The sequence below is a fragment of the Paenibacillus radicis (ex Gao et al. 2016) genome, assembly GCF_014641555.1.
Classification (GTDB): domain Bacteria; phylum Bacillota; class Bacilli; order Paenibacillales; family Paenibacillaceae; genus Pristimantibacillus; species Pristimantibacillus radicis.
Map to the genome: position 1 here is coordinate 165,367 of NZ_BMHY01000005.1, position 23,631 is coordinate 188,997.

Annotated in this window: 20 protein-coding genes; 13 read left to right on the forward strand and 7 right to left on the reverse strand. The window is 47.1% G+C overall.

Annotated elements, in window-relative coordinates; genetic code table 11:
- Nucleotides 1–57: 57 nt before the first annotated feature.
- The gene (locus IEX98_RS14820) at nt 58–1,377 is read right to left on the reverse strand and encodes an LLM class flavin-dependent oxidoreductase (protein WP_188889989.1); all 1,320 of its coding nucleotides are present in this window, start codon (nt 1,375–1,377) and stop codon (nt 58–60) included.
- Between the two features lie 253 nt (nt 1,378–1,630).
- Here IEX98_RS14820 and IEX98_RS14825 point away from each other — a divergent pair, with 253 nt between their 5' ends.
- Complete coding sequence (locus IEX98_RS14825; protein WP_188889990.1) at nt 1,631–2,509, forward strand: AraC family transcriptional regulator; 879 nt, start codon at nt 1,631–1,633, stop codon at nt 2,507–2,509.
- 100 nt (nt 2,510–2,609) lie between these two features.
- Here the strand turns inward: IEX98_RS14825 and IEX98_RS14830 are convergent, their stop codons facing one another.
- The 5 genes from IEX98_RS14830 to IEX98_RS14850 all read right to left on the reverse strand — a co-directional run bounded on the left by IEX98_RS14830 (nt 2,610) and on the right by IEX98_RS14850 (nt 9,248).
- Nucleotides 2,610–4,958 (reverse strand): ABC transporter permease, encoded by a 2,349-nt coding sequence (locus IEX98_RS14830; RefSeq protein ID WP_188889991.1) that lies wholly within the window; start codon nt 4,956–4,958, stop codon nt 2,610–2,612.
- A 1-nt stretch (nt 4,959) separates the two neighbouring features.
- Complete coding sequence (locus IEX98_RS14835) at nt 4,960–5,718, reverse strand: ABC transporter ATP-binding protein (protein WP_188889992.1); 759 nt, start codon at nt 5,716–5,718, stop codon at nt 4,960–4,962.
- Nucleotides 5,719–5,843: 125 nt separating this feature from the next.
- The gene (locus IEX98_RS14840; protein ID WP_188889993.1) at nt 5,844–7,115 is read right to left on the reverse strand and encodes a sensor histidine kinase; all 1,272 of its coding nucleotides are present in this window, start codon (nt 7,113–7,115) and stop codon (nt 5,844–5,846) included.
- Nucleotides 7,112–7,792: a response regulator transcription factor gene (locus IEX98_RS14845; RefSeq protein ID WP_188889994.1), complete on the reverse strand. Its 681-nt coding sequence runs from the start codon at nt 7,790–7,792 to the stop codon at nt 7,112–7,114. Before IEX98_RS14845 ends, IEX98_RS14840 begins: the two co-directional genes overlap by 4 nt.
- Nucleotides 7,793–8,264: 472 nt before the next feature.
- Entirely contained in the window at nt 8,265–9,248 is a 984-nt protein-coding gene (locus tag IEX98_RS14850; RefSeq protein ID WP_188889995.1) for a glycoside hydrolase family 43 protein, read from the reverse strand.
- 204 nt (nt 9,249–9,452) lie between these two features.
- Between IEX98_RS14850 and IEX98_RS14855 the strand changes: the two genes are divergently transcribed.
- From IEX98_RS14855 to IEX98_RS14895, 9 genes are all read left to right on the forward strand, one after another.
- Entirely contained in the window at nt 9,453–11,261 is a 1,809-nt protein-coding gene (locus IEX98_RS14855) for a sensor histidine kinase (RefSeq protein WP_308421789.1), read from the forward strand.
- Nucleotides 11,258–12,046 (forward strand): response regulator transcription factor, encoded by a 789-nt coding sequence (locus IEX98_RS14860; protein ID WP_188889996.1) that lies wholly within the window; start codon nt 11,258–11,260, stop codon nt 12,044–12,046. The genes IEX98_RS14855 and IEX98_RS14860 overlap by 4 nt, the downstream gene beginning before the upstream one ends.
- Before the next feature lie 110 nt (nt 12,047–12,156).
- Nucleotides 12,157–13,548, forward strand: coding sequence for an ABC transporter substrate-binding protein (locus tag IEX98_RS14865; RefSeq protein WP_188889997.1), 1,392 nt, complete (start codon nt 12,157–12,159; stop codon nt 13,546–13,548).
- A gap of 98 nt (nt 13,549–13,646) precedes the next feature.
- Entirely contained in the window at nt 13,647–14,615 is a 969-nt protein-coding gene (locus IEX98_RS14870; protein WP_188889998.1) for a carbohydrate ABC transporter permease, read from the forward strand.
- Nucleotides 14,616–14,618: 3 nt separating this feature from the next.
- A complete protein-coding gene (locus IEX98_RS14875) occupies nt 14,619–15,473 on the forward strand; it encodes a carbohydrate ABC transporter permease (RefSeq protein ID WP_188889999.1) in 855 nt (284 codons plus the stop codon).
- A 74-nt stretch (nt 15,474–15,547) separates the two neighbouring features.
- Nucleotides 15,548–16,861 (forward strand): extracellular solute-binding protein, encoded by a 1,314-nt coding sequence (locus IEX98_RS14880; RefSeq protein ID WP_188890264.1) that lies wholly within the window; start codon nt 15,548–15,550, stop codon nt 16,859–16,861.
- A gap of 79 nt (nt 16,862–16,940) precedes the next feature.
- Nucleotides 16,941–17,414: a hypothetical protein gene (locus IEX98_RS14885; RefSeq protein ID WP_188890000.1), complete on the forward strand. Its 474-nt coding sequence runs from the start codon at nt 16,941–16,943 to the stop codon at nt 17,412–17,414.
- Nucleotides 17,415–17,482: 68 nt separating this feature from the next.
- Complete coding sequence (locus IEX98_RS14890; RefSeq protein WP_188890001.1) at nt 17,483–18,175, forward strand: HAD family hydrolase; 693 nt, start codon at nt 17,483–17,485, stop codon at nt 18,173–18,175.
- 259 nt (nt 18,176–18,434) lie between these two features.
- A complete protein-coding gene (locus IEX98_RS14895) occupies nt 18,435–18,911 on the forward strand; it encodes a GNAT family N-acetyltransferase (protein WP_188890002.1) in 477 nt (158 codons plus the stop codon).
- A gap of 481 nt (nt 18,912–19,392) precedes the next feature.
- On the opposite strand, the gene IEX98_RS14900 is transcribed toward IEX98_RS14895, so the two are convergent.
- The gene (locus tag IEX98_RS14900; RefSeq protein WP_188890003.1) at nt 19,393–20,265 is read right to left on the reverse strand and encodes an AraC family transcriptional regulator; all 873 of its coding nucleotides are present in this window, start codon (nt 20,263–20,265) and stop codon (nt 19,393–19,395) included.
- A gap of 123 nt (nt 20,266–20,388) precedes the next feature.
- Here IEX98_RS14900 and IEX98_RS14905 point away from each other — a divergent pair, with 123 nt between their 5' ends.
- The 3 genes from IEX98_RS14905 to IEX98_RS14915 all read left to right on the forward strand — a co-directional run bounded on the left by IEX98_RS14905 (nt 20,389) and on the right by IEX98_RS14915 (nt 23,622).
- Nucleotides 20,389–21,153 (forward strand): phytanoyl-CoA dioxygenase family protein, encoded by a 765-nt coding sequence (locus IEX98_RS14905; RefSeq protein WP_188890004.1) that lies wholly within the window; start codon nt 20,389–20,391, stop codon nt 21,151–21,153.
- Nucleotides 21,154–21,507: 354 nt separating this feature from the next.
- Nucleotides 21,508–22,599 carry a hypothetical protein gene (locus IEX98_RS14910; protein ID WP_188890005.1) on the forward strand — a complete coding sequence of 364 codons (1,092 nt, stop codon included), beginning with the start codon at nt 21,508–21,510 and terminating at the stop codon, nt 22,597–22,599.
- 18 nt (nt 22,600–22,617) lie between these two features.
- Nucleotides 22,618–23,622, forward strand: coding sequence for a hypothetical protein (locus IEX98_RS14915; protein ID WP_188890006.1), 1,005 nt, complete (start codon nt 22,618–22,620; stop codon nt 23,620–23,622).
- Nucleotides 23,623–23,631 lie beyond the last annotated feature (9 nt).

Here is a 23,631-nt window from a genome sequence, read left to right on the forward strand (position 1 = left end):
ATGGCGACTGTAGGGGAGGCCTGCTATACGCGAGTCCTATACAGTCGCCACACATTATTATTGTGGTTGGGTGTACCGATTTGCCGGAATAGGAATACCCAGATTGCCGCGCAGCGTATCGGATTCATATTCCTTGCGGTAAATGCCTCTGGCTTGGAGGAGGGGGACAACGTGATCGACGAAGTCGTCAAGACCGCTTGGTACGGCGGCGCCGACGATAAAACCGTCTGCAGCGTCCTCTTCCAGCCACTGTTCAATAAGGGCAGCAACTCTCTCCGGGGTGCCGATAAAGCCAGGGCGTGGCGTTGCGACGCGGAGAGCGACCTCGCGCAAGGTCAAGCGCTCTTCTTTGGCCTGCCGCTTAATGACTTCATTGCCGCTGCGGATGCTCGGCCAGTTATAAATATCCAGATCCTCGAATAGCGCGTCTGCCGGATACTGAGACAGGTCGTGATGGTTGAAATACCGACCCAAATAATCAAGCGCTTTTTCTACTGTGACCAGATTGGCTATTTCCTGATATTTGCGTTCGGCCTCTTCGGTCGTCTTGCCTACAACAGGACCAATAGCCGGGAAAATTTTGATAGCGTCAGGAGAGCGGCCGAAGCCTGCTGCCCGGGCCTTAATATCGGCATAGAAGGCTTTGGCGTCCTCAATGGATTCGAGACCCGTGAACACGGCATCGGCTTCCCTGGCTGCCAGCCCGCGCCCATCCCCTGATGACCCCGCTTGAAATACGACAGGATGCCCTTGCTTGGAGCGGGATATGTTAAGCGGACCTCTGACGGAGTAGTATTGGCCCTTGTGATTGAGCGTGTGCAGCTTATTGGGGTCAAAAAACTGTCCGCTCTGCTTGTCCCCTACAAACGCATCGTCCTCCCAGGAATCCCATAATCCGCGCACGACATCCAGGTACTCTTGCGCAATCTTATAACGTTCTTCCCGCTCAATGTGATTTTCCTTGCCGAAGTTGGCCGCTGATCCTTCCATATAAGAGGTGACGAGATTCCAGCCCGCACGTCCGCGGCTGATTTGATCCAGTGAGGCGAACTGTCTCGCTACGTTAAAGGGTTCGCTATAAGAGGTTGAGAGCGTGCCGACTAGGCCGATGTGGGAAGTGACGGAGCCAATAGCCGACAGAAGGGTGAGCGGCTCGAAGCGATTAAGGAAATGCGGCAGCGATTTTTCCGTAATGTACAGTCCGTCTGCAATGAAGACAAGGTCAAACTTGCCCTCCTCCGCTTTTAATGCCTGTTTTTTATAGAAATCAATATTTATACTAGCATTAGGCGATACATCGGGATGCTGCCAATCGGTATGGCTGCCGCCCACTCCATGCAATATAGCGCCAAGCTTGAGTTGTTTACGACGGGACATTTGATTTCCTCCGTTTCATCATTGTAATAAAATCCTATAGGATAAGTTGTATTTATAGGCGTGGCAAAAAGCAGCTTATTCTATTAGTCTATCATTGGCTGTTAATCCTCCGTTATAAAGCTTTTCAATGGATACATACAATTTTCTGATCGATCATTTGTGGAACACCCCCTGCAATAGTTGAACGGAATAAGTCGGATGATTCGCAGTAGATCCTGCTACTCTAAGGGAGAAGGGAAGGGAGGTCATTGAGATGAATGTGCTCGAAAATTTGAATAGAGCGTTAGATTACATGGAACAGAATTTAGAGAATGAAGTGGATGAGCAGGAGCTGGCAAGACGTGCTTATTGCTCGGTTTATCATTTTAAAAGAATGTTCGCTTACTTGGCAGGCATTTCGCTTCAAGATTATATTCGCCGCAGACGTTTAACGCTCGCTGCACTTGAATTGCAGAACCGTACTGTGAAAGTAATTGATGTTGCCGTGAAGTATGGCTATCATTCGCCTGATGCTTTTACGCGCGCTTTTCAAAGTCAGCATGGAATGACACCTACAGAAATGAGAGCAACGAATCAGTCGCTCAAAGTATATCCGCCAATGACCTTTCGTCTAACGATTGGAGGAGGCGAACCGATGAAGTTTAGAATCGAGAATAAGGAAGCTTTTCAAGTGATCGGGATAACAAACCGGGTTACACCCATTGAGATGGGGGAGCATCCTGGTGTCGAACAAGTGTGGCGCTCAATAGATCATGACACGTACGCCGAGCTGAAATCACTGAATAACGCGGAACCATTCGGAATGGCTCATGTGAATGTTGGAGAAGGGGCTGGACGTACGAAGGGTGATTACGACTATTATTTGGCCATTGCTTCAACTGAGGCATGCCCCGAAAAGTTCACCCGATTGTACGTGCCGGCTGCGACATGGGTTGTGATCGATGTGAAAGTTCCTTGGGGACCAGAAAAATGGCAGCAAATTTATGGAGAATGGTTTCCCTCGTCTGGATATGAACAGATAGAGGGCCCTACGATACAGGTGGGGCCAGACATTCAAATCGGCGTAGAGAAGCAGATGATGACAGAAGAGGTTGCAGTGGAGTATTGGATACCTGTTAGGAAAGTTCGGTAGATATACCACGAAAATATAGACCAGGGCCATCCGGCAAAGGATGGCCCTTAGACTGTTCTATCGATTCATGCTTGTCGATTGATTTATATACTCCCGCACACTACTCGCTAATCAACGAATAAGGCGAAATCTTGCGTATCCTCCAGGAGATCAGCATCGATACAAGATAAGCTAAGCAAGTCAATGCTATACACGTTATAATGGTCCATGCTGTGGGAGCGGGCAGGTTGGTTTTTACGATACCCGCACCGCGCATAAACAAAGACAATATAGGATTTAAGCTGAAATACCCGCCCAAGCTGCCGAGTAGCGTTCCGATAAGGATAATCGGCGTATAATGAAACGCGGTTTGATTCATCAACTGAAAAGTGGTGAAGCCTAAGGCTTTCTGTAAGCCGAGCTCACGTTTTTTGCGAAGAATCATTGTCTTAATGACCATGTACAGAATCAACAGCACCACCAGTAAAGTGACGGCAAGCATCCCTGCGGCTACAACGGCAAAAATATCGCCAATCTGGCTAAATTGTGTGCGGATTAACTCCTTTGTGTTCACGGCATAGCTAAAAATATTTCCTTCTGCAGCTTTAACGCTTTGGATCAATGCGGTCGCATCCGTTCCAGAGGCAAGATAAACGCAAATTTGGTCAAAAGTGAAATCCGGTTTAATCGTAAGAATACCGTCATAAGTCATCATCATATTGAGGCCGCCGCTGCTCATGCTTTGAATAAATCCGGTAATGATAAACTCTTTTTCCTGCCCGCCCGCATTTACCATAACCGCGTCACCGATTTCCTTGCCGGCCGACACAGCAAAGGTATAGCCAACGGCCACCTCATTGTCATGCTTAGGGTAACGCCCCTCGAACAGCATATTGACTTCACGCTGCTCGAAATCCTTCGTAATAAAGCCGGAAACATCGATATTCTCCGATACCAGTGAAATGTGCTGATAGCCAAACGCCTTGCGTACCTCTGGGCGTTGCTGCAGATTTCGTACAACATTATCGGTACGGCTCCGATCTTTTAGAACAAGTGCGGCATCCGCGTTCTCACCTGCAATCATCGACAGAAAAACATCCGGTTTAACCCCAATATTATAATAAACGGACATTCCTGCGACAGAAGCGAAAGACATCGCCGCAATAATCACGATAACCATAACAGCTTGCTTCTTGCTTTGGACAAGCTGCTTCATCGCCAGAATAAATGGCAAGGGGCCTCGTGTTTGCTCCAGCAAAAGCATATTTCGTTTGAAGCTGTGCGTGTGAAGCCCGCCGCGCAAAGCAATCAGAGGATGGAGCTTGAAAATACGTTTTACCGCCCACAAGGACACCGCCAGCACCAACAAAATGATAAACAACAAGGATTTGAACGCTAGTGCAGCATCCAGACCAGGCTTCCAAATCAATGCCGATTGGGATTCCATAATTGTTGCCAGTATAGGCAGCATAAGCTGTGATACGGCAATGCCAATCAGGCCGCCAGCTAAGGCGATGCTCGAGAATTGCAATACGATAGACAGCATGATCTGACTGTTTTTATAACCAATTGCCTTCAATGCCCCGATGTTCGTCATGCTTTCATCGATATTGTTGACAATGCCGAAGTGAATGACAATCAGACTGACGAACAGCATAATTATTGCAAAGGCTGTAATTAGCATGGCTGTAATAGAGACGGTGGACCGGGCCTCTTTCGCCGCGTTATAACTGAGAGCAAATACAAACGGCGACGATATATTTTTCATTTCCTCGGTATGATAGAATGCTTTCTCATAATCCAGCTGCGCCTGCGTTCCCAACCGGCTTTCTTCCATCCGGACTGTCTGTAAATAGCTTTGGCTGTCTGGAAACTGGGCGGATAATGCTGCGAAGGCTCTATCCGACACATAGAAACGATATAAATCACTCATTAGAGCGCCGAATGTAATTTCTTCGGTGAAACCGGCAATGGTGAAATGAAGCTCTTGGCCGTCAAAGTTTAGCCGGTAGTCATCGCCAAGACGGTAATCGCCAGCCGCCTTCATCATGTATGGCACATAAATGCTATTGTCTTCGAGGGGCAGGGATTCGCCTACCAGCATGAATGGGTTCATTGATGAGCTGCCGTTCGTATTTTGAAAAATAATGGAGGCTACGTTTTTAGAGCCATGCATAAAGTATTCGCCGTAATCCGCTAATACAGCTAGTTTTTCTGTTTCCTTGACGCCAGGGTACCGCTTTAGCCAGTCCAGTTGATCCTCATTGGTATACTCGGCTTTTTGCAGGATGGTGAGGTGGGGGGTATGACGCTGTTCTGCCCGGGTATCGAAAAACTTGTCAAAGTTCAGCAGCAGTACCAAACCTATATTCAGAAACAGAACCGCGATCAGGACAAAGAGGAGCAAGCTGCCCGCTTGACTTTTGTTTTTACGGATGTTAGCAGCGGCCAGCATCGTGATCTTCCTCATCCTACCACCCCATTTCATTCAAAAATGCATTTAGCTTCTCATGCCGTTCCTTATCACCGCTCACATACTTGCCTAGCTGGCATTCGCCGCATATGACACCGTCCCGCAAGTAAATAATGCGGTTGCCGCGCCGCGCGGATTTCAAATCATGGGTGACCATTACAATGCTTTGGCCTTGCTCGTTCACTTCCGTCAGCGTGTCCAGAACGGCTTTGCCAGAGGCAGAATTAAGTGCGCCTGTCGGCTCGTCAGCAAACAGGATTTCAGGGTTGTTGATCAATGCACGTACGATAGCGGCCCGCTGTGCTTCGCCTCCTGATACCTGAGCCGGGAATTTGCGCCACATCGTTTCATCCAGATTTAACCGCAGCAGAAGCTGTTTCGCCCGCTGGACAACCGCCTTATGATTTTTATTGACCAGTAAGCCGCTGGCTATGATGTTGTCCAGAATGCTCATATTGTCCATGAGATAAATTTGCTGGAAAACAAAGCCGCAGTGATTCCGCCGGAATACGGCAAGCTTGTCGTTGGAGAGCTTGGATATTTCCTGATCCCCAAAATAGATTTCACCAAGCGTGGGCTTATCCATGCCGGAGAGCGCGTAGAGAAGTGTCGACTTCCCAGCTCCGGAGGAACCCATAATAACGGTAAAATCTCCACCGGCGATTTGAACGTCTAAATTTTTCAGAACATGCTGCTGGTTTCCGCCAATGGAAAACGTTTTGCACAGCTTCTTCGTCGATAAAATAGCTTTTTGCATGTATGAACCTCCTAAGCAAATCAAAAATGAGACTGTATCCTGTACAGCCTCATTATGTCACGCCCTTTCTTAATGGGTCTTTGCCGGTTCCTTAACCAATTCTTAAATCGGTAACGATATTGGTTTTACTCCGCCAGGCGCAGCATTAATATGACGGTGAAGCCGTCCGTCTGCTTCTTAACGCGGAGCTCGCCTAACATTTTCTCTATCAAATAGCTGCTTATGTACAGCCCAAGTCCGTAACCGCTGATACCGTCTGCATTTTTCCCGCGGTAATATTTGTTGAACAGGAGGGGGAGCTCTTCATAAGGGACACCGTCTCCATAATCGGCAATCTCCAAGACGAGGAAGCCGTCTTCGAAAGCCGTGTTAATCGCAATCGGTGTTCCCGCATACTTATAGGAGTTGCTGATCAGATTGTCGAGCACCTGCTGCAACCGCGATATATCGGCTACAATGACGCAATCCGGAATGTCATAAGGCTTTACCTGGGACTCGTAATCTGCATTTCGGATTAAGTCCGGAAGGGCTGTGCTTGGCATCTCGGCAACCGTCACCGTCAGCTCCTGAAGCTCCTTCATGGTTGCGTGGAACAGGTTGGTTAGCAGAGCCTCGATTTGATCAGCTTTCATTCCAATTGCCTTCAGCTGTTCAGCCGTCCGCTCGCTCCCGGCAGTCACAAGCATAAGCTCAGATACTGCTTTTATAGACGCAAGAGGTGTTTTGATATCGTGGCTTAATGAGGCGACAAGCTCTTTTTTGCTTTGATTGGCTTTCCGTTCACTTTCACGAGCAAGGTGCAGCTGTTCCCGCATCATATCAAAGCTTTCGGTAAACACGCCGAAAATATTGGACCGGTCGATATCTAACGGAACATCAAAATTTCCTGCTGCAATATTGCCTGCAAACTTTTTCATCTTATGAAACGGGCGGATGATCGTATGGTTCAGATAAGCCGTATAGACGAGATAGACGGCTAATAATAGTGTTAGAAAGCTCATGTAGGCGATGATCAAAGTCGTCCGATAGGATTTCCAAGTGGCGGCTGTATCGTTATAAAAGACAGCTTTTCCTACAATTTGACCGTCTTTCTCTATATCGACAAGCGTATCTCTGTTACGGATTGCATGGCTGATGCTCTCATATTGTCCATTCCGGGTCGCGGCGATAAGCTGCCCTTTCGAATCGACAACGGCATAATCTAATTCATAGGGTAATTTCGGTAAGCTTGCTGTATCCTGCACCTGCAGCCAGTTGTCCGAGACTGTTTTGACGATATCATTCACTTGAACAGGGTCCAGTTGTTCACTCGGCGCAGTGCGAAACAGATACACGGGAAAAAGGGCTCCAACGATAAGAAGTGCTAGTGTAAGCACAAGCAGAGGCTTGATCTTCATTGCTTGTCCTCTTCGAATACGTAGCCCGTACCCCATACGGTTTTGATATATCGAGGCTCATTCGGATTTTGTTCAATCTTCTCACGCAGACGACGAATGTGAACGTTTAACGTATTGTCTCCGGCGATGTAATCCTCCCATACCTTTCTGAAAATTTCATCTTTGGACACAATACGATTTTTATTTTCAACCAGATAGGTCAGCAGCTTGTACTCCATAGACTTGAGTGTAATTTCCTGCCCTTGGACGAACACACGTCTTAACTCATAATCGATTTTGATTCCTCCGGAAATGACTGATTTCCCATCCTGAGCTTGATACCGCTTCAGAACAGCTTTTACCTTGGCCAACAGCACAGAGAGCGAATACGGCTTTTTAATATAATCATCTCCGCCAATATTTAAGGCGAGCAGCATGTCGTCGTCGCTTGTGCGGGCGCTAATAAATAGGATGGGCACGCTGATGGTCTCGCGAAGTCTTTTGCATAGGTCAAAGCCCGAGGTGTTGCCTAAGTTGATATCAAGTAGGATGACTTCCGCAGAATTCTCTTGAAAAAAATTGATACAGGTTGTTGAATCGGCGACCCAGGCTGTCTTCACGCCAAATAGATTAAAATACTCGCAGGTGCTTTGGGAGAGAACCTCCTCGTCATCTACAATCAAGCAGTCATATTTCACGCGATGGCTCCTCCAGTCTTTTATCAAGCTACAACTATTGTCATGCCATCTTCATTATTCGATACTGTAAGATGATCTGCAATACCCGGAACGGCTTGGGCTCTAAAAATATAAACAAAAAGAGGGAGGAGCTTAGAAGCTCTTCCCTTGGTTGCCCGAAAAGGTTTGCCGGTCATGCTTTGCGAGTTCAGGCTGCATTGGCTGCAGCAATCAGCGGATCAAAATGTAAAACTACAGGTTGAAGGCCGATTTTTGGGCGATTTATCGTTCAAAATGCAAATGTGCATTTTGATTAGGCGTTATCGAGCCTTTTCAGCTGTTATAGCCGTTTCTAAATGTACTTTTACATTTTGATTGCTGTTTTGGAGCTTTTGAGGCTGAACAACATGCACATTTGCATTTTGTTCCTCATTTCAGGGAGGAAGGCAGAAAGAGGGAGGAGCTTTTCACAAGCTCCTCCCTCTTTCTGCGTTTATTCAGCGCCATAAGGATCGATCGTTTGAATCGTGCCGTCGGCATTATACTTTAGTTCAGTATACTTCACACAGCGCTTGTTGTCGGCGCCGCCGGACAAGGAGCTGTCGTGGTAGAACAAATACCATCTGTCCTGGAATTGGACAATCGAATGGTGGGTCGTCCAGCCAACGACCGGCGTCAGAATCGTTCCTTGGAAAGTGAAAGGTCCGTACGGGTTGTCGCCGATAGCGTAGACGAGCTTATGCGTGCTGCCTGTCGAATACGAGAGATAGTATTTGCCGTTGTACGTATGCATCCACGGCCCTTCGAAATACCGTCTCTCCTCGTCGCCTGCCAAGATAGGCTGGCCGGAAGAATCGACAATCGAAATCTCGTGCGGTGCTTCTTTGAAGGTGAGCATGTCGTCGGACAGCTCGGCCACTCGCGGACCCAAGGCGGGCGCATTGGGAGCAGGCCCTTCAGCATCTGCGATAAATTCGCCGGTTTGCCATTTCTCCAGCTGTCCGCCCCATAGGCCGCCGAAGTACATGTAGGCTCTATCTCCATCAACGAGGACAGCCGGATCGATGCTGAAGCTGCCGGGAATGTAGTCTGGCTGCGGCACGAACGGCCCGGCTGGCGACGAGCTGGTTGCTGCGCCGATCCGGAAGATATGGTCGTGATCACGCGCCGGGAAGAACAGGTAATAGGTGTCGTTCTTATAAGCAGCATCCGGTGCCCACAATTGCTGCTTCGCCCATGGAATATCGCGCAGATGAAGCACTTCGCCGTGGTCAACGCAAGGGGAGTTCTCATCCTCCATCGACAGCACATGGTAGTCCTCCATGTCGTATTGATCGCCATTGTCATTCGATATTTGTTCATGATTAAGGTCATGTGACGGATAAATGTATAGCTTGCCCTCGAATACGTGAGCCGAGGGATCGGCGGTATAAATATGGGTTACAAGCGGTTCGTTGCGCTTAACTGGCTTCTTCAATGTTATACCATCCCCTACTTGAGAAATCGTGTTCACCCTTTATTTTAGCCACTCTTTCTAGTGCTCGACATCCTAATTTGTTTATGAATAATACCAAAATCTTTAGTTGTTTGCCCGTTGTGTGCCCTGCAACAACCATTTGACACTCCAATTTGAATGAGGTACGTTGAACCTAGAACCTACTGAAGCGAGGATTGGGTGCATGTGAGAACGTGGGCGGATCGGATCAACAATTTACGCGAGATTAACACGCTGAGAAATCAAATTTTCGTCGGTTTTACGCTAACTATGATCCTCGTGCTGGTCTTTGCGGGTGCGTTTATTTATGGTGAAGTATCCGTATTGCTCAAGCAAAGTGCGGAAAAACATATCCAGCAGACCGCGATCCAGGCCAACGGCCGATTGGATGTGCTGCTGAAGCAAATCGATTCGCTGACGACTCAGGTGGTGACGGATTCCTACGTGCAGAAGCTGCTGTTAAAAGAAGCCAAAGGAATGCCGTCGAACTTTAACGAACGCCAGTCCTTGCTCCAAATCGCCAATAATTATATGGCTTACTCCTCCGGCATAAGCTCGCTTGAGCTGTACACGCTGGATAACAGACGGCTGTTTCCCCTTGATGATTCAAGCATAAAACGCATATCTATGAATGCGCTTACACAAGCGGATGAAAAGAAAGGACGGATTGCCTGGGTAGGCATCGATCCCCGTGTGTCGGACTCGGTGCTTGCGATCCGACGTATTAATCTGCTGGACAATTCCTATTTGCCTGGCGGCTATTTAGTCGTTCATGTATATCGCGAGTACTTCAATATGTATGAGTCAGAGACGGAGAAGGAGGAGAAAAATCCCTTTAGAAGCAGAGAGTTAATGCTGCTCAGCGATAGCGAAGGCAATCCAATTATATCTGATCTTGACGATGAGGCTGCGAAGTCGGTGCTTGCGCAAACAGGCAGCACGGTTACTCTTGAGCAGGAATCGATGCTTGCCGTCAGGCAGCAGTCCAAAGTGGCCGATTGGAAGCTGGTGCTGCTCATGCCGGTCGAAGCGGCAACAGAAGGCATTTCCGTGCTGCGAACCGCTATTTTTGTGTCTATCGGCATCGCCGCGCTAGCTTTTCTGCTGTTAACGTTGCCGCTGTCGACGATGATCACACGCCCCATCCAGCAGTTGATGAGAAGCATGCGCCGTGCCCGATTTGGCGGGCTAAGAGTGATCCCGGACGGCCGCAACTATTTCCGGACGCTGGAAATCAACGAGCTGAACAACACGTACAACCAGATGGTCACCCATATGAATGAACTCATTCAAGTCGTCTACGAGAAGGAAATTACGCAGAGCCGCACCGAGCTTAAGGCGCTGCAAGCCCAGATCAATCCGCATTTCTTATTCAATACGCTGGAGGCTTTCTATTGGTCGCTGGAGGAAAAAGAGGAGAGCGAGCTTGCCCAGACGATTCTCGCTATGTCCGGACTGTTCCGCTATGTCATTGGCAGCGCGGCCGACAACGACGAACGCGTAACTATTCGCGATGAGCTGGAGCACGCGCAGCGTTATTTGCAAATTATGAAGATGCGGCTGATTGACCGGCTTCATTGGTTTATCGAGGCCGACGAGCAACTGCTGCAGGTGCCGATTCCCAAGCTGATCATCCAGCCGCTAGTGGAGAACGCAATCCTGCATGGGGTAGAGAGCCGGATTAGTCCGGGCTCGGTTACAATTCGCGTATTTTCAGCCAAACCCGGCTTTGCGACTATCGCTGTAATCGACGATGGAGTGGGCATGGATGGCGAGGCATTGAACAAACTCATGCAGAGTATCGAAGGCGTACCTTCCCAAGAACCGAAGAAGGGAGCCGGGGTTGCCATGTCCAATGTTCAGCGGCGCCTTAAGCTGTATTACCCGAACACGAATGAACGTGGAAGCGGCTTGCAGATCGACAGCAAGGCAGGCGCAGGCACGACTGTAAGCTTTGACATTACGATTCCTCCAGAAGGAGATGGACTGTCTTGAGAACGATATTGATCGTGGATGATGAACCGCGCACTAGACTGGGAATACAGAAAACGCTCGTGGCTTGGTCGGCAGGCGCACATCGAATCGAGATTGCGGCAAGCGGGGTTGAGGCGCTGGAATGGCTGGAAACGAATACGGCGCATATTATCATTACCGATGTGCGGATGCCAGAAGTCGACGGATTGCAAATGTTGGAGCGGATGGCTTCGCGCAGTCAACTGCCTGTTGTCATTGTCATTTCCGGCTATGCCGAATTCGAATATGCGAAGAAATCGCTGCAGCTCGGCGTGTTCGAATATATTCTCAAACCCCTGGACAAATCGATATTGATTGATGCGGTGCAAAGAGCGCTTGCGGTAGACAGCGGCAGGGAGCGCTTGGATGCGATGGAGAAGCTTGTGGACCGCAAGCTGCTTGAAGTAGGCCGTGATGAAGCACGGTACGGCACATCGATTAAGGACGCCATCAGTTATATTTACAATCACCTGCATGAATCGATCAGCATGAAGCAGGTGGCGGAGCAGCTGCACTTGAATGCAAGCTATTTCAGCGTGCTGTTTAAGGAGCAGACGGGCGTTACCTTTAGCGACTATCTGACACGGAGAAGACTGCAGAAAGCGAAGGAGCTGCTAGTGACGACAAGAATGCCGATCTGGGAGATTGCGGAGAAAGTCGGCTACCAGACGGATAAATATTTTATCAAAGTATTTAAAGACAACGAAGGGGCAAGCCCTAGCCAATATCGGCATCAAGTGCTGGACACTGATTCATCGATCCAATAAAAGTGGAATTTCTCCCAATCGCAGGTTCCTTATACGCTTATACGACAAACACTATAATGATGACAGCGGTTACAAAGTAACTGTAAGCGTATAAAAGGGAGGATAAAGATATGAAACGCTTTTTAGCTGCAACCACTGCAATTATCTTGTTAACCTCGGTTCTCGCTGCGTGCAGCGGAAACACAAACTCTCCTAAAAACGGAGCAACAAACCAGCCAGGCAGCAGTTCTGAGCCTGCGGCGACCGACAAACCCAAAGAAAAGGTCACCATCAACCTCTGGAGCTTCACCGATGAAATTCCGAACATGACCACCAAGTATCTTCAAGCCCATCCGGATGCGAATGTCGAGTTTAAGACGACCGTTATCGCAACGACAGATGGCGCTTATCAGCCGGCTCTTGACCAGGCGCTTGCGAGCGGCGGCAAGGATGCACCGGATATTTATGCGGCGGAAGCCGCTTTTGTCCTCAAGTACACACAAGGAGATGCAGCCGACTACGCGGCCAACTATGCGGATCTTGGTCTTGATGATCAAATGGTGAAGGACGCCGGTATCGCCCAATATTCCGTTGATATTGGCAGCAAGGATGGCCAGCTTAAAGGTCTTGCTTATCAAGCGACTGGCGGCGCATTTATCTATCGCCGTTCGATTGCGAAAGAAGTCTTTGGTACGGATGATTCCGCAGCCATTAAGAACGAAGTAGGTCCTGGCTGGGATAAGTTTTTCGATGCGGCGGCCAAGCTGAAGGCTAAGGGCTATGGCATCGTTTCCGGCGACGGCGACATCTGGCACCCGATTGAGAATAGCTCCGACGCGGGCTGGATTGTCGACGGCAAGCTTAATGTGGATCCGAAGCGCGAGCAGTTCCTCGATCTTTCCAAGAAGCTGAAAGACAACGGCTATCATAATGATACGCAAGACTGGACAGAAGCTTGGTACGCCGATATGTCTGGTACCGGCAAACAACCGATCTTCGGCTTCTTCGGTCCAGCTTGGCTCATTAACTACGTCATGAACGGTCAAGTAAAAGATACGAATGGCGATTGGGCAGTTACGGAACCGCCAACTGGCTTCTTCTGGGGCGGCACATGGCTGCTGGCGAACAAGGACGCGGCTAAAAACGATGCGAAAAAAGCAGCGGTTGCCGATTTCATCAAGTGGATCACACTGGATACTTCCGAGACAGGCCTCCAATATTACTGGGCAAACGGCACGATGAAAGATGGCGAGCAAGGCACGAAGGACAGCGTGGCATCGTCTGTCGTTATGTCCAAATCTAATGGCGAAGTTGCACTGCTGGGCGGACAAAATATGTTTGATGTGTTTGTTCCGGCCAATGCCAACGCTTCAGGCAAAAACCTTACTCAGTATGATGAGTCGATCAATATTTTGTGGCGCGGACAAGTGCGTGAGTACACGGCAGGCAACAAGAGCCGCGAGCAAGCATTAGCGGACTTCAAACAGCAAGTTAAAGATCAACTCGGTATCGATAGCAAATAATACGGCGCCAAAGGGGCGGGATTACCGCCCCCAGGCTGTCGAGAAATTGCTCTGGGGGCGGTTTACCGCCCCTTATATTAATTGATGGGGTGGGGGCCATGCGTCACAAGGGCGTGAACTATTCGAAATACGGCTATTTATTTAGTCTGCCATTTGTACTTGCGTTTCTCGTTTTCTCGTTATATCCGACTTTGTATACTGCGGTCATCGGGTTCACTGATATGAAAGGATTAATCCCGAAGCCGATTCATATTCTCGACAATCCATTCCAGAACTTTATCGATATTCTATTCCACAATGTCTCGTTCCGAAAATCGCTAATCAATACCGGAATTATCTGGATTGCCAACTTCGTCCCTCAGATCTTGCTAGCTCTTTTACTTACGGCGTGGTTCACGAATCGCCGTACCAAAGTACGGGGTCAAGGCACGTTTAAAGTTTTGCTCTATATGCCGAATATTATCACGGCGAGTACGATCGCTGTACTTTTCAACTCTTTGTTCGCATACCCAATGGGTCCTGTAAACAGTTTGTTCGAGATGCTGGGCTGGACGGATTCCGCCGTCTTCTTCCTGCAGGATAAGACGACTGCACGAGGCATCGTAGCATTTATCCAATTCTGGATGTGGTACGGCAACACGATGATTATTTTGATCGCTGGCGTTATGGGCATTAATCCGGCATTATTCGAGGCAGCGGCGATGGATGGAGCCAGCGGGTTCCAAACCTTTTTCCGTGTTACACTGCCAAGTCTGAAAACGATTATGCTCTATACGCTAATCACCTCGATGATCGGCGGCTTGCAGATGTTCGATATCCCGCAGATGTTCCTTGCCGGAGGACCGGATGATTCTACACTTACCACCTCGGTGTTTATTTACGGCCAGGCCTTCAAGGGCAGCTATATGTATAACACTGCAGCGGCAGCGAGCATGATTATGTTCGTCATTGCGGGCATCCTGTCGGGACTGCTGTTCTACTTCATGCGTGACCGCGACGCAGCAAGACTCAAGAAAGTGCAAAAGAAGATGAATAAAGCTGCACAAGCAGCGGCAAGGGGGATGTGAGTCATGGCCAAAATCCGCAAAGACACTGTAGTCGCTCTTAACATCAATAAAACGATCATCTATATCGTCTGCATCGCCCTGTCGCTGCTCAGCATCCTGCCGTTCTGGATTATGTTCGTCAATGCGACGCGCTCAACACCAGAAATTCAAAGCGGTCTGTCACTATTGCCTTCAATACACATGATGACCAACCTGGATGTGCTGCTGAGCAAGAGCTTTGATCCGCTTAAGGGCTTTTTTAACTCGCTTATCATTTCAGGCTTCTCGACACTTTGCGCAGTCTACTTCTCATCTCTTACGGCCTATGCGCTTGTCGTATACAACTGGAAGATGCGCCAGCCCTTCTTCACATTCATCATGTGTGTCATGATGATTCCGGCACAGGCGAGTGCGATCGGCTTTTACCAGTTCATGTATCAGCTGCACTGGACGAACAACTTTTTACCGTTGATTCTGCCTTCTATTGCGGCTCCGGCGATTGTGTTCTTCATGCGCCAATACTTGCTTGCAACGCTGTCGATTGAAATGGTGGAGGCAGCACGGATTGACGGATCAGGTGAATTTTATACGTTTAACCGGATTGTCATGCCGATCATGGTGCCAGCCATCGCGACACAAGCGATCTTTGCCTTTGTTGCCAGCTGGAACAACCTGTTCCTGCCATTAATTCTGCTTACGCAGAAGGATAAGTACACGCTGCCGATCATGGTGAGCTTGCTTAAAGGTGATATTTATAAGACGGAGTTCGGCTCAATCTACATGGGACTCTCACTGACGGTGCTGCCGTTGTTTGTGATATACTTTCTGCTGTCGAGGTATATTATCGCGGGCGTGGCCCTTGGCGGAGTCAAGGAGTAAGAGCAGCATTCCGCTCAAAGTATGTCCGTCCTGTTGAATTGTCATGATGATTGGTGGAGGATACGAGCGTGCACATAAAAAATCGAGCGTTATTGGCACTTATAGTTGTCCTGGCTCTTGCTGCTATTTCCGGTTGCGGCAGAGGCTCGCACGACAATAATCGTACTCCGGATGCCATATCAGGTGAAAAAGTGACAATCAACATGATGCATCTGTTTCCGGAAGCGGGTGCACTGGGTCAACACCAGATTGTGAACAAAATCATAGACGAGTATCAGGCAGATCATCCTAACATCATCATTAAGCAAGAAGTGCTTGAGAATGAGCGCTATAAAGCCAGAATGAAAGTGCTCTCTGCGGTTAACGATCTGCCGGATGTCGGCATGACATGGGCTGCCGGCTATCTTCAGCCCTTCGTGGAAGGCGGACTATTCACACCGCTTGATGAACTGCTGCAGAGTGAATTGCAAGGCTCATTCGTCGCCGGTACTACAGAAGCGTATGCCATTGATGGCAAGACGTATGCACTTCCGCTGGAGTTCAATATCGCTCCGGTATATTATAATAAGAAAATTTTTGCGCAGTATGGTTTGCAGATTCCAACGACCTATGATGAGTTTCTGCAAGTTGTGAAGACTCTTGCCGAGAGAAGCGTGGTGCCCATCGCACTCGGCAACAAGGATCGCTGGACGGGTTCCCTCTGGTACATGTACCTGGCTGATCGGGTAGCGGGTACGGAGACGCTTGCGAACGCGATTAAGGGCACAGCTTCCTTCTCGAATTCGGGGCTAGTTGAAGCGGCGAAGCGTGTTCAGGACCTTGTGGATATGAATGCCTTTAACAAAGGCTTTAACGGTCTGTCGAATGACGAGGTTAAAGCGGAATTTATGAACGGCGAGGCTGCCATGTATCTGATGGGGACATGGGAGCTTCCGAACTACACAACCAATCAGGACATTCCGCAGCCATTCCGCGATAGCATCGGATTCTTCAAATTTCCGGTCGTTGGTGAAGGGAAGAGTGATATCGATAGCTGGGTAGGCGGTCCTGGCGTGGGTTTGTTCGTTGCTGAGAATTCTCCAGTGAAGGCAGAAGCGAAAAAATTTGTGGAGTACTTCGTGAAGCGTTGGGGAGAAGAATCGGTCACGGGGGCTGGCGTTATTCCGGCTACGAAGGTGGATACGTCGAAAATCCAGCTTCCACAGCTCTATATTGACCTGCTCAACGAGGTGAACAAAGCTACAAACATTACGCTGTTTACCGATGTGCAGATGGCATCCGGCGCGGCCGAGGTTCACTTGAATCAAATTCAGGCTTTGTTCGGCAAAGAAATTACGCCGGCTGAGTTTGCTAAAGCCCATGATGCGGCCATCAAGACGGGGAAATAAAGCGAGTTATCGTCTACACACGTTGGACACAGGTGACCTTTATAATTGGCTTATAACAAACCGATGGAGGTCATACATCATGAGAAAAAGCTTATTTCTATTCAGCTTCATTATTGCCGTAACAGCGTTGAGCGGTCAGGTGGTGGCAGCTTCCAATACAGTAGCAGCGAGTAAGGCAAGTCCGGCTCCAACGGCCGCAGCCGTAAAACAAAACAATCCTTATGAGGTTGCCGGTATCGATAATGCTGCGGCTTTCTCTACATTTTTCAGCAAGCTGCAGAAGGAAGTAAAAGCGAAAAATAAAGAGGCTGTCGCTGGTTTGGTATCCTACCCGCTGCGTGTGAATAGCGGAGGGAAAAGTATTGAAATCAAAAATAAAAAGCAATTTATCGCGAAATACAACCAAATCATCACCGATAAAGTGAAGAAAAAACTGCTTGCTCAGAAGGAAGCTGACCTGTTCGTCAATTGGAAAGGCGTTATGGTTGGCGATGGAGAAGTATGGATCGGTCAGTTTGGGAAAAAGATTGCGGTTTTTGCAATAAATAAGTAAGATGGTAGCGGCCCTTATCGGCCGCTTTTTCTTATTTTGACTAGATTTTAAATAATAGGAGGGGCTTCATGAAAGTGAAAGCAGTCTTTTTTGATTTGTTTGAAACGCTCATTTCGGAATTTGTGAATGGCAGCCGAAAAGCAGCCCGTTCGACTCTGTTGGAAGAGGCTCTCGGTGTGGATTCGAGCTTATTTCGTACGGAGTGGAACGCTAGACAACAACAAAGAATGGATGGCACCTACTCCGATTTTCCTTCCGTTATAGCAGAGATCTTAAAGGTTTTGGATCATCCCGTTGATAATGACATTATTGAAGCCTTACATAGAGAGCGAATAGCTGAGAAAGCGATAGTTTTCAGCAGCCTGGATCAGCGAATTCTTCGTATGCTTGAACAAGTACAAGAGCTGGGCATCAAAATTTGTTTAATAAGTAATTGTACGCAAGAGGAAGTCACGGCATGGCATTCTTCCGAATTGGCGGCCTGCTTTGACGCTGCATTGTTTTCTTATCAGGTTAAAGCAGCAAAACCAAATCCAGAAATTTATCAGCTCGCTTGTGAAAAAATGGGGGTCTCCCCGGCCGAATCTCTATTTGTTGGAGACGGCGGATCGAATGAGCTCGAGGGTGCGGCCAAAGTTGGAATGACGGCTTATCAAGCCACATGGTTTGTTCCCCCTTACATAAGTGAAAGAATTAAAGGTTATCCCAAGTTAGCTGAACCATTGGAGCTGCTTGAACAGATAAGATTGTGTAATACTTAACCAAGTTCTACCTTAAGAAGCCGCTCCATTGCTAGGAGCGGCTTCTTTTTTTATGTAATTGTACTTGTATAACTGCAAAACGGAACAGTGATGTGCCAGTTGATCTGTAGTACCCAAAATATAATCCCTAAAAAAGCCATGAATACATAATAGTCTATAAAAAAATTCAACATAAGTCTATTACTTTTTTGGCATAGATTGTATGTTAGTTAAGCGGCCGCGGCATAACTTATTAAGATAAGGATGGGAGAGACTCTACATGATTACCCTCAGAAAAATTACGCTGGAAAACCGGCGTGAAATATTTAATCTGGAAGTTTCTGAAGATCAAAGGCGTTTTGTTGCGTCAAATCTATCAAGTGTAGCTTCGTGCTATGTCCTTGCAACCAATGGGGGACATCCCTATCCATTTGCTATTTACGCGGATGAGCAGCCGGTCGGCTTTGTTATGATTACTTATAAAATTACGGGATATGATCTTCCGACAATGGCAGACGACAGCTATTGTATTCTGAGGCTGATGATTGACCAGCGATATCAGAACAAGGGATATGGCCGGGAAGCGATGCAAAAAATCGTGGAATTTGTCCGCACCTTGCCGGCAGGTCCTGCTCAATACTGTTGGATTTCTTATGGAGTTGATAACGTGACCGCGAGAAAGCTTTATGAAAGCTGTGGCTTCCTTGAAAACGGCGAAATCGTCCATGGTGAGCAAATTGCCGTAATGAAGCTCTAAATTGCTCCAAGGGATATCGGCTCCTCACTTCTGCGTTCTGTTTGATCTTCGAAACAAAATGTAAAAGTACATTTTGTTGAGCCTCAAATGACCTAAAACAGTGCTCAAAATGCAAAAGTGCATTTAAAATTACTCCATTTCGCTCTATTGAGGCTTATTAAGCCAATCAAACTGCATATTTGCATTTTGATGCGGATAATCGTCGATATTACGGCTGCCAACATGCACATTTACATTTTGATCAGCAGCAGTCTGCAGCAAACTACTTCAAAGTGTGAAGGAAAGCTATATGATGGTTAGAAGATGGTAATTAATTGAGGGTGGGAGGAGCGGAGCGTTTTGAGTTTAGGATGCCTTTTTGCAGGTTCTATCCGTGATTCGGCGTGAAGGCGATGAAGTTCATGGAATCAAGAATGGCAGACTGAACCAAAATGCGCAGCGAATCCTTGTCACGTAAGTCCCTGTCCAGCCTAAGCGGCCTCTATTGGCCGCTTCTATATTTTCCAGGCGATACGCCGTAGATCTTCGTGAACACTCTTGTAAAATAATGCACGCTCCCGTAGCCGGCCCGTTCCGCAATTTCTGAGAAGCCAAGATCAGTGTGCCGGATCAGATGAACGGCGCGCTTCATTTTTTCCCGTTGAATGTAGTCTTGGCAGCTGACTTGCAAATTCTCATGAAATAAACGCGATAGGCTGCGGACCGACAGATGCATATACCGGGCGACATCCTTGACGGACAAATCTGCTGACAGGTTGTCGCGGATATACAAGACGGCGCTGCGCATGGAATGATGCGACAGTTTGCGAGGGGGCAGTGTCCGTTCTTCCTCGTTCTCCTCTGAGAAGGCACTGCACAAGGAGAGCAGAAGCGATTGTGCGGTGCTATTCAGCAGCGAATCGGACAGTGAATCGTTTTGCCGGGTTTGTCCGATGAGAGCTCGCCAGATCAACGCGGCCGGCGTCTCCCCGATTCCGTACCGGATACAATTCGAAGAATCCAACAGCAAGCGGTAACTCGCAACGACCTCGGGAGCCGAATTTGCCTCGTCAATCTCAAACGCCACGTACGATAAATCAAGGCCGTTTTCGCTGCGAATTTGGTGGAGGATACCCGGCTTGGACAGGAATAGCGTATCCTTGCGGAGCGGATATTCAGTATCGTGATCCTGATAGATGCCCTCGCCGTCCCTCACGTAACATGCTTCGTAGAAGGAGTGTTTGTGAAGAGGGTTGTCGTAATGACTTGGATTGATGCCCCAATATTGAACCTGAAAAGAGAGCTGGCTGCCTGCCAGAGACTCTGCTGCGATATTTAACCAGTTTTCCCGATCCCTGCTCTCATGTGCATTCATCCATTTGCCTCCTCTGTCCAAAAAGTACAAAAAGCTGTCCGATCCCGTCAAATACGCCGATACCGATTTCATTTTACAATAACATCGAAAGTACTTGATCACAAGATTGAAGGAGCTGATCCGATGATTACGAAGGAGCAAGCAGAGTTTTATCGGGAGAATGGATATTTGCTGGTGAAAGGCGTTTTTAATACCGAAGAGATCGAGATGATGCGGGGGGCAATGGAGGGCATTATCGAGCGGGCGGCAAAAACGACGCTGGATCATAATGCGGCATGGCAAGGCGATTATTTGCCGCAAGAAGATATGAAGAAGCTAGTGCTCAAAGGGTTCCATGACGTTCACTATCATGATGCGAGCTTTACTCGGGCGCTGTCCCATCCTAACATGGCGGCGATCCTGTCGAAGCTGATCGGCCCTAACGTACAGCTTCATCATTCGAAAATGCTCGTAAAGCCGCCTGAGAATGGCGCCGCATTTCCGATGCATCAAGACGCGCCTTACTTCCCTCACGAAAAGCATACGATGATGGCAGCCAGTGTGCATTTGGATGACACGGATGAGTTGAACGGCTGTCTGAGTGTCATCCCAGCGTCCCACAAGGCAGGGCCGATCGCGCATATCGGGCAGCATTATCTGAATCACAAGGAATATCCGATCTCGATGGGAACGCCTTGTCCGGCCAAAGCAGGCGATGTACTGTTTTTCAACTACTTGACCATTCACGGTTCAGGACCTAACCGAAGCGACCGGATTCGCCGCAACGTACTGTTCCAGTACCGCGATCCTGAGGATCTTCCATCCGAAGATACGCACGTTAACTGGGGACAGGGCCTTATGGTTTGCGGGGAAAATCCGATTTTTAAAGCCTATAAAGGGGCTCATTAAACGGAAGAGAGGAATCTCCTTAGAGATGCTCTTCTCTATACTTCTTGTGCAAGTCGTCAATAATACACGAAGCACCTCACGTCGAAGTGGAAATGTTGGGATTCTGGACTGCGCGGTGTCAGACACAATCATAATTTAAAAATATTCATTCCCTCTAGGATCATCTTAGGGGGCTTTTTCAGCTAGAGGTGACAAAAATTTATTAGGGTAGGATTGCGGCAAACGCAGTTTATTATTTATTTAGTAATCTAGATCGTTTGACAATTAATACCCATGTTATAATAGTGAATATATTATTAAGGAATTGTAAAAAAAGACTTTAAGTATGGAAAATAATTTACGGGAGACATCAACATGAATCTCATAAATAATGTTTATAATTATTTTAAAAATAGTTTTAACAGTTCTGAAGATGATATAGAACTTCCTGAACAAATGCGGAATGTGGCGGACCAATTATATTATTATAGGCATGCGGATGTGATATTGGCTTGTCCTCAAACCTATAATGTAGCCAGAAAATTTGTTCGCAAAAATAAGATCATTCTATTTGAAGATGGTTCAAATATGGCATATGAAGATTTTGCACTCAAAACAAAAGGTTTGGATCATGCTTGTATTGGAGTAATATCACCAACTATTACTCATAAATTGATAACTTCAGAAAGCATGCTGGAATTAGTAAAAGTATCATGCAGAACGTTGATCTTATATAATGTATCGCAAAATATGGATGAGCCAATTCTGAGGAAGACTCTTCATCATAGCGGGTTTTATGAAATTGCCATTCCCGATCAGATTGTACCAGGGAACTTTGATTACTCTTCGGTCGGTGTATTACCTGATGGAACTTATGATATGCTTTCAAGCTCCCCAGGGTCACTAGAGAAAGAAGCATGCGTTTATGTTGCATCGAGATTGTCGCTGACAAACTACCTACATTCCGGACTTAATTGGAGGAATGTACTGGGATATCCTATTCAAGATAGTACAGGCTATATTAGTGCACCCCGTGACTCTTTCAATATCGCTGTAACCAAAGGACAACAGCCGGACTCTGTTAGTATTACTATTGAAGGGGAGTTTTCCTGGAGTGTTTTAGGCAGTGGTCATACATCCTTAGTCGGAAGTTATCAAGGGCCAAGTGACATGAACATGTATGCAGCACTTCTGCAACTGATCGATCTTACTACAGTTAGGGTTTCTTTGTGGAGAAATGATGGATTGTGGAAGGAATTAGCTACTGCGAATGTGGTAGTGGAACCACATGACAATATCTACTCCATCCAAGTATCATTATCCGTTTCACCCACACATGTTACGATCAAAAGAATGAATACAACCATAATTGAATATGAAGATAATCTCTTAAAGCGAACAGGTGTATGTGGAATTCGAATATCTAGTGATACGATAGCACTTTCTAATATCCGTGTTTTTAAATAAAGGAGTTAAAATATGGGGATGAAAATTATTACGTCAGGCGTTGATTCGGAGTATGTTCTCGCAAACCTATGTGAGGACCTTAGAAGTAAAGGATACGAAGTTATCGAAATTGATTTCGGGAAATTTAAAGGCAATGTATATGAATACTTGGAGGAGCACCTAGGCGGCCCTATAGTCTATATTACATCTGCACATACAAACCTAAGCCTAAGGGTTGCGTCACACATTGCACCAATTTTTACTACCCTATATCCTAACTATGTATCCCCTCTTGAAATGATTGCTTACCTAAAACCATTAGTCTCCATGTATATACCGCATGATTTATTGACTCCATATGGAGATACAAATTTAAATGAATATAGATTTTTAGATGTCTTTGATTATATATTGGCACCCTATCAGGCTGCAGAAGTAGAGAGAATGATTGCGAGCAAAGGGACGAAAGTGTATGAAGCGGGCTGGATTAAATATGTGTCCGATTATAAACATTATCGAAATACTCAAGAGTCCAGTGAGCCGATAGAAATGATGCTTTTCGTTAGTATGGTTGAACATTTAAGAACGAAATATGGGGTTAACGGATTTGTAGACTATTTGCTGCCCTTGCTAAGATCCAATGTTCACATTAAATTGCCGGTGTGGAAAGACATAGAGATTATTGAAGTAGCGTTAAAAGAAATACAAGGAGTTGAGGTCGTTTCGGCGCAAGAGGATTCCATAAGTTTAATCCAGCGTTCTCATATCGTTATATGCAACGGAGCCTCTTCGATCCATGCTGAGGCAACACTTTTGGGTAAACCCACCATTTGTTTGCTTGATGATGAAGGGATTACAGCTGAAGATCAGAAGAAGAAACTCGAACATTTACATAACCTGCACTTCTATGATTATCGTTCTAAACAAGCAATACCTGATGACTTGCTCGAAAATATTCGTCAGAAATCTATCCGACCTATTTTGAAAAATTTCGACTTTACTCTAGTTGATATGCTTATAAAGCAATTAACAGTTAGAAGTTAAGGGGATCTC

Bases quoted from the DNA above. Each gene is read 5' to 3' on its own strand.
- IEX98_RS14820 (WP_188889989.1), bottom strand. From the start codon at position 1,377: ATGTCCCGTCGTAAACAACTCAAGCTTGGCGCTATATTGCATGGAGTG.
- IEX98_RS14825 (WP_188889990.1), top strand. From the start codon at position 1,631: ATGAATGTGCTCGAAAATTTGAATAGAGCGTTAGATTACATGGAACAG.
- IEX98_RS14830 (WP_188889991.1), bottom strand. From the start codon at position 4,958: ATGAGGAAGATCACGATGCTGGCCGCTGCTAACATCCGTAAAAACAAA.
- IEX98_RS14835 (WP_188889992.1), bottom strand. From the start codon at position 5,718: ATGCAAAAAGCTATTTTATCGACGAAGAAGCTGTGCAAAACGTTTTCC.
- IEX98_RS14840 (WP_188889993.1), bottom strand. From the start codon at position 7,115: ATGAAGATCAAGCCTCTGCTTGTGCTTACACTAGCACTTCTTATCGTT.
- IEX98_RS14865 (WP_188889997.1), top strand. From the start codon at position 12,157: ATGAAACGCTTTTTAGCTGCAACCACTGCAATTATCTTGTTAACCTCG.
- IEX98_RS14870 (WP_188889998.1), top strand. From the start codon at position 13,647: ATGCGTCACAAGGGCGTGAACTATTCGAAATACGGCTATTTATTTAGT.
- IEX98_RS14875 (WP_188889999.1), top strand. From the start codon at position 14,619: ATGGCCAAAATCCGCAAAGACACTGTAGTCGCTCTTAACATCAATAAA.
- IEX98_RS14885 (WP_188890000.1), top strand. From the start codon at position 16,941: ATGAGAAAAAGCTTATTTCTATTCAGCTTCATTATTGCCGTAACAGCG.
- IEX98_RS14890 (WP_188890001.1), top strand. From the start codon at position 17,483: ATGAAAGTGAAAGCAGTCTTTTTTGATTTGTTTGAAACGCTCATTTCG.
- IEX98_RS14895 (WP_188890002.1), top strand. From the start codon at position 18,435: ATGATTACCCTCAGAAAAATTACGCTGGAAAACCGGCGTGAAATATTT.
- IEX98_RS14900 (WP_188890003.1), bottom strand. From the start codon at position 20,265: ATGAATGCACATGAGAGCAGGGATCGGGAAAACTGGTTAAATATCGCA.
- IEX98_RS14905 (WP_188890004.1), top strand. From the start codon at position 20,389: ATGATTACGAAGGAGCAAGCAGAGTTTTATCGGGAGAATGGATATTTG.
- IEX98_RS14910 (WP_188890005.1), top strand. From the start codon at position 21,508: ATGAATCTCATAAATAATGTTTATAATTATTTTAAAAATAGTTTTAAC.
- IEX98_RS14915 (WP_188890006.1), top strand. From the start codon at position 22,618: ATGAAAATTATTACGTCAGGCGTTGATTCGGAGTATGTTCTCGCAAAC.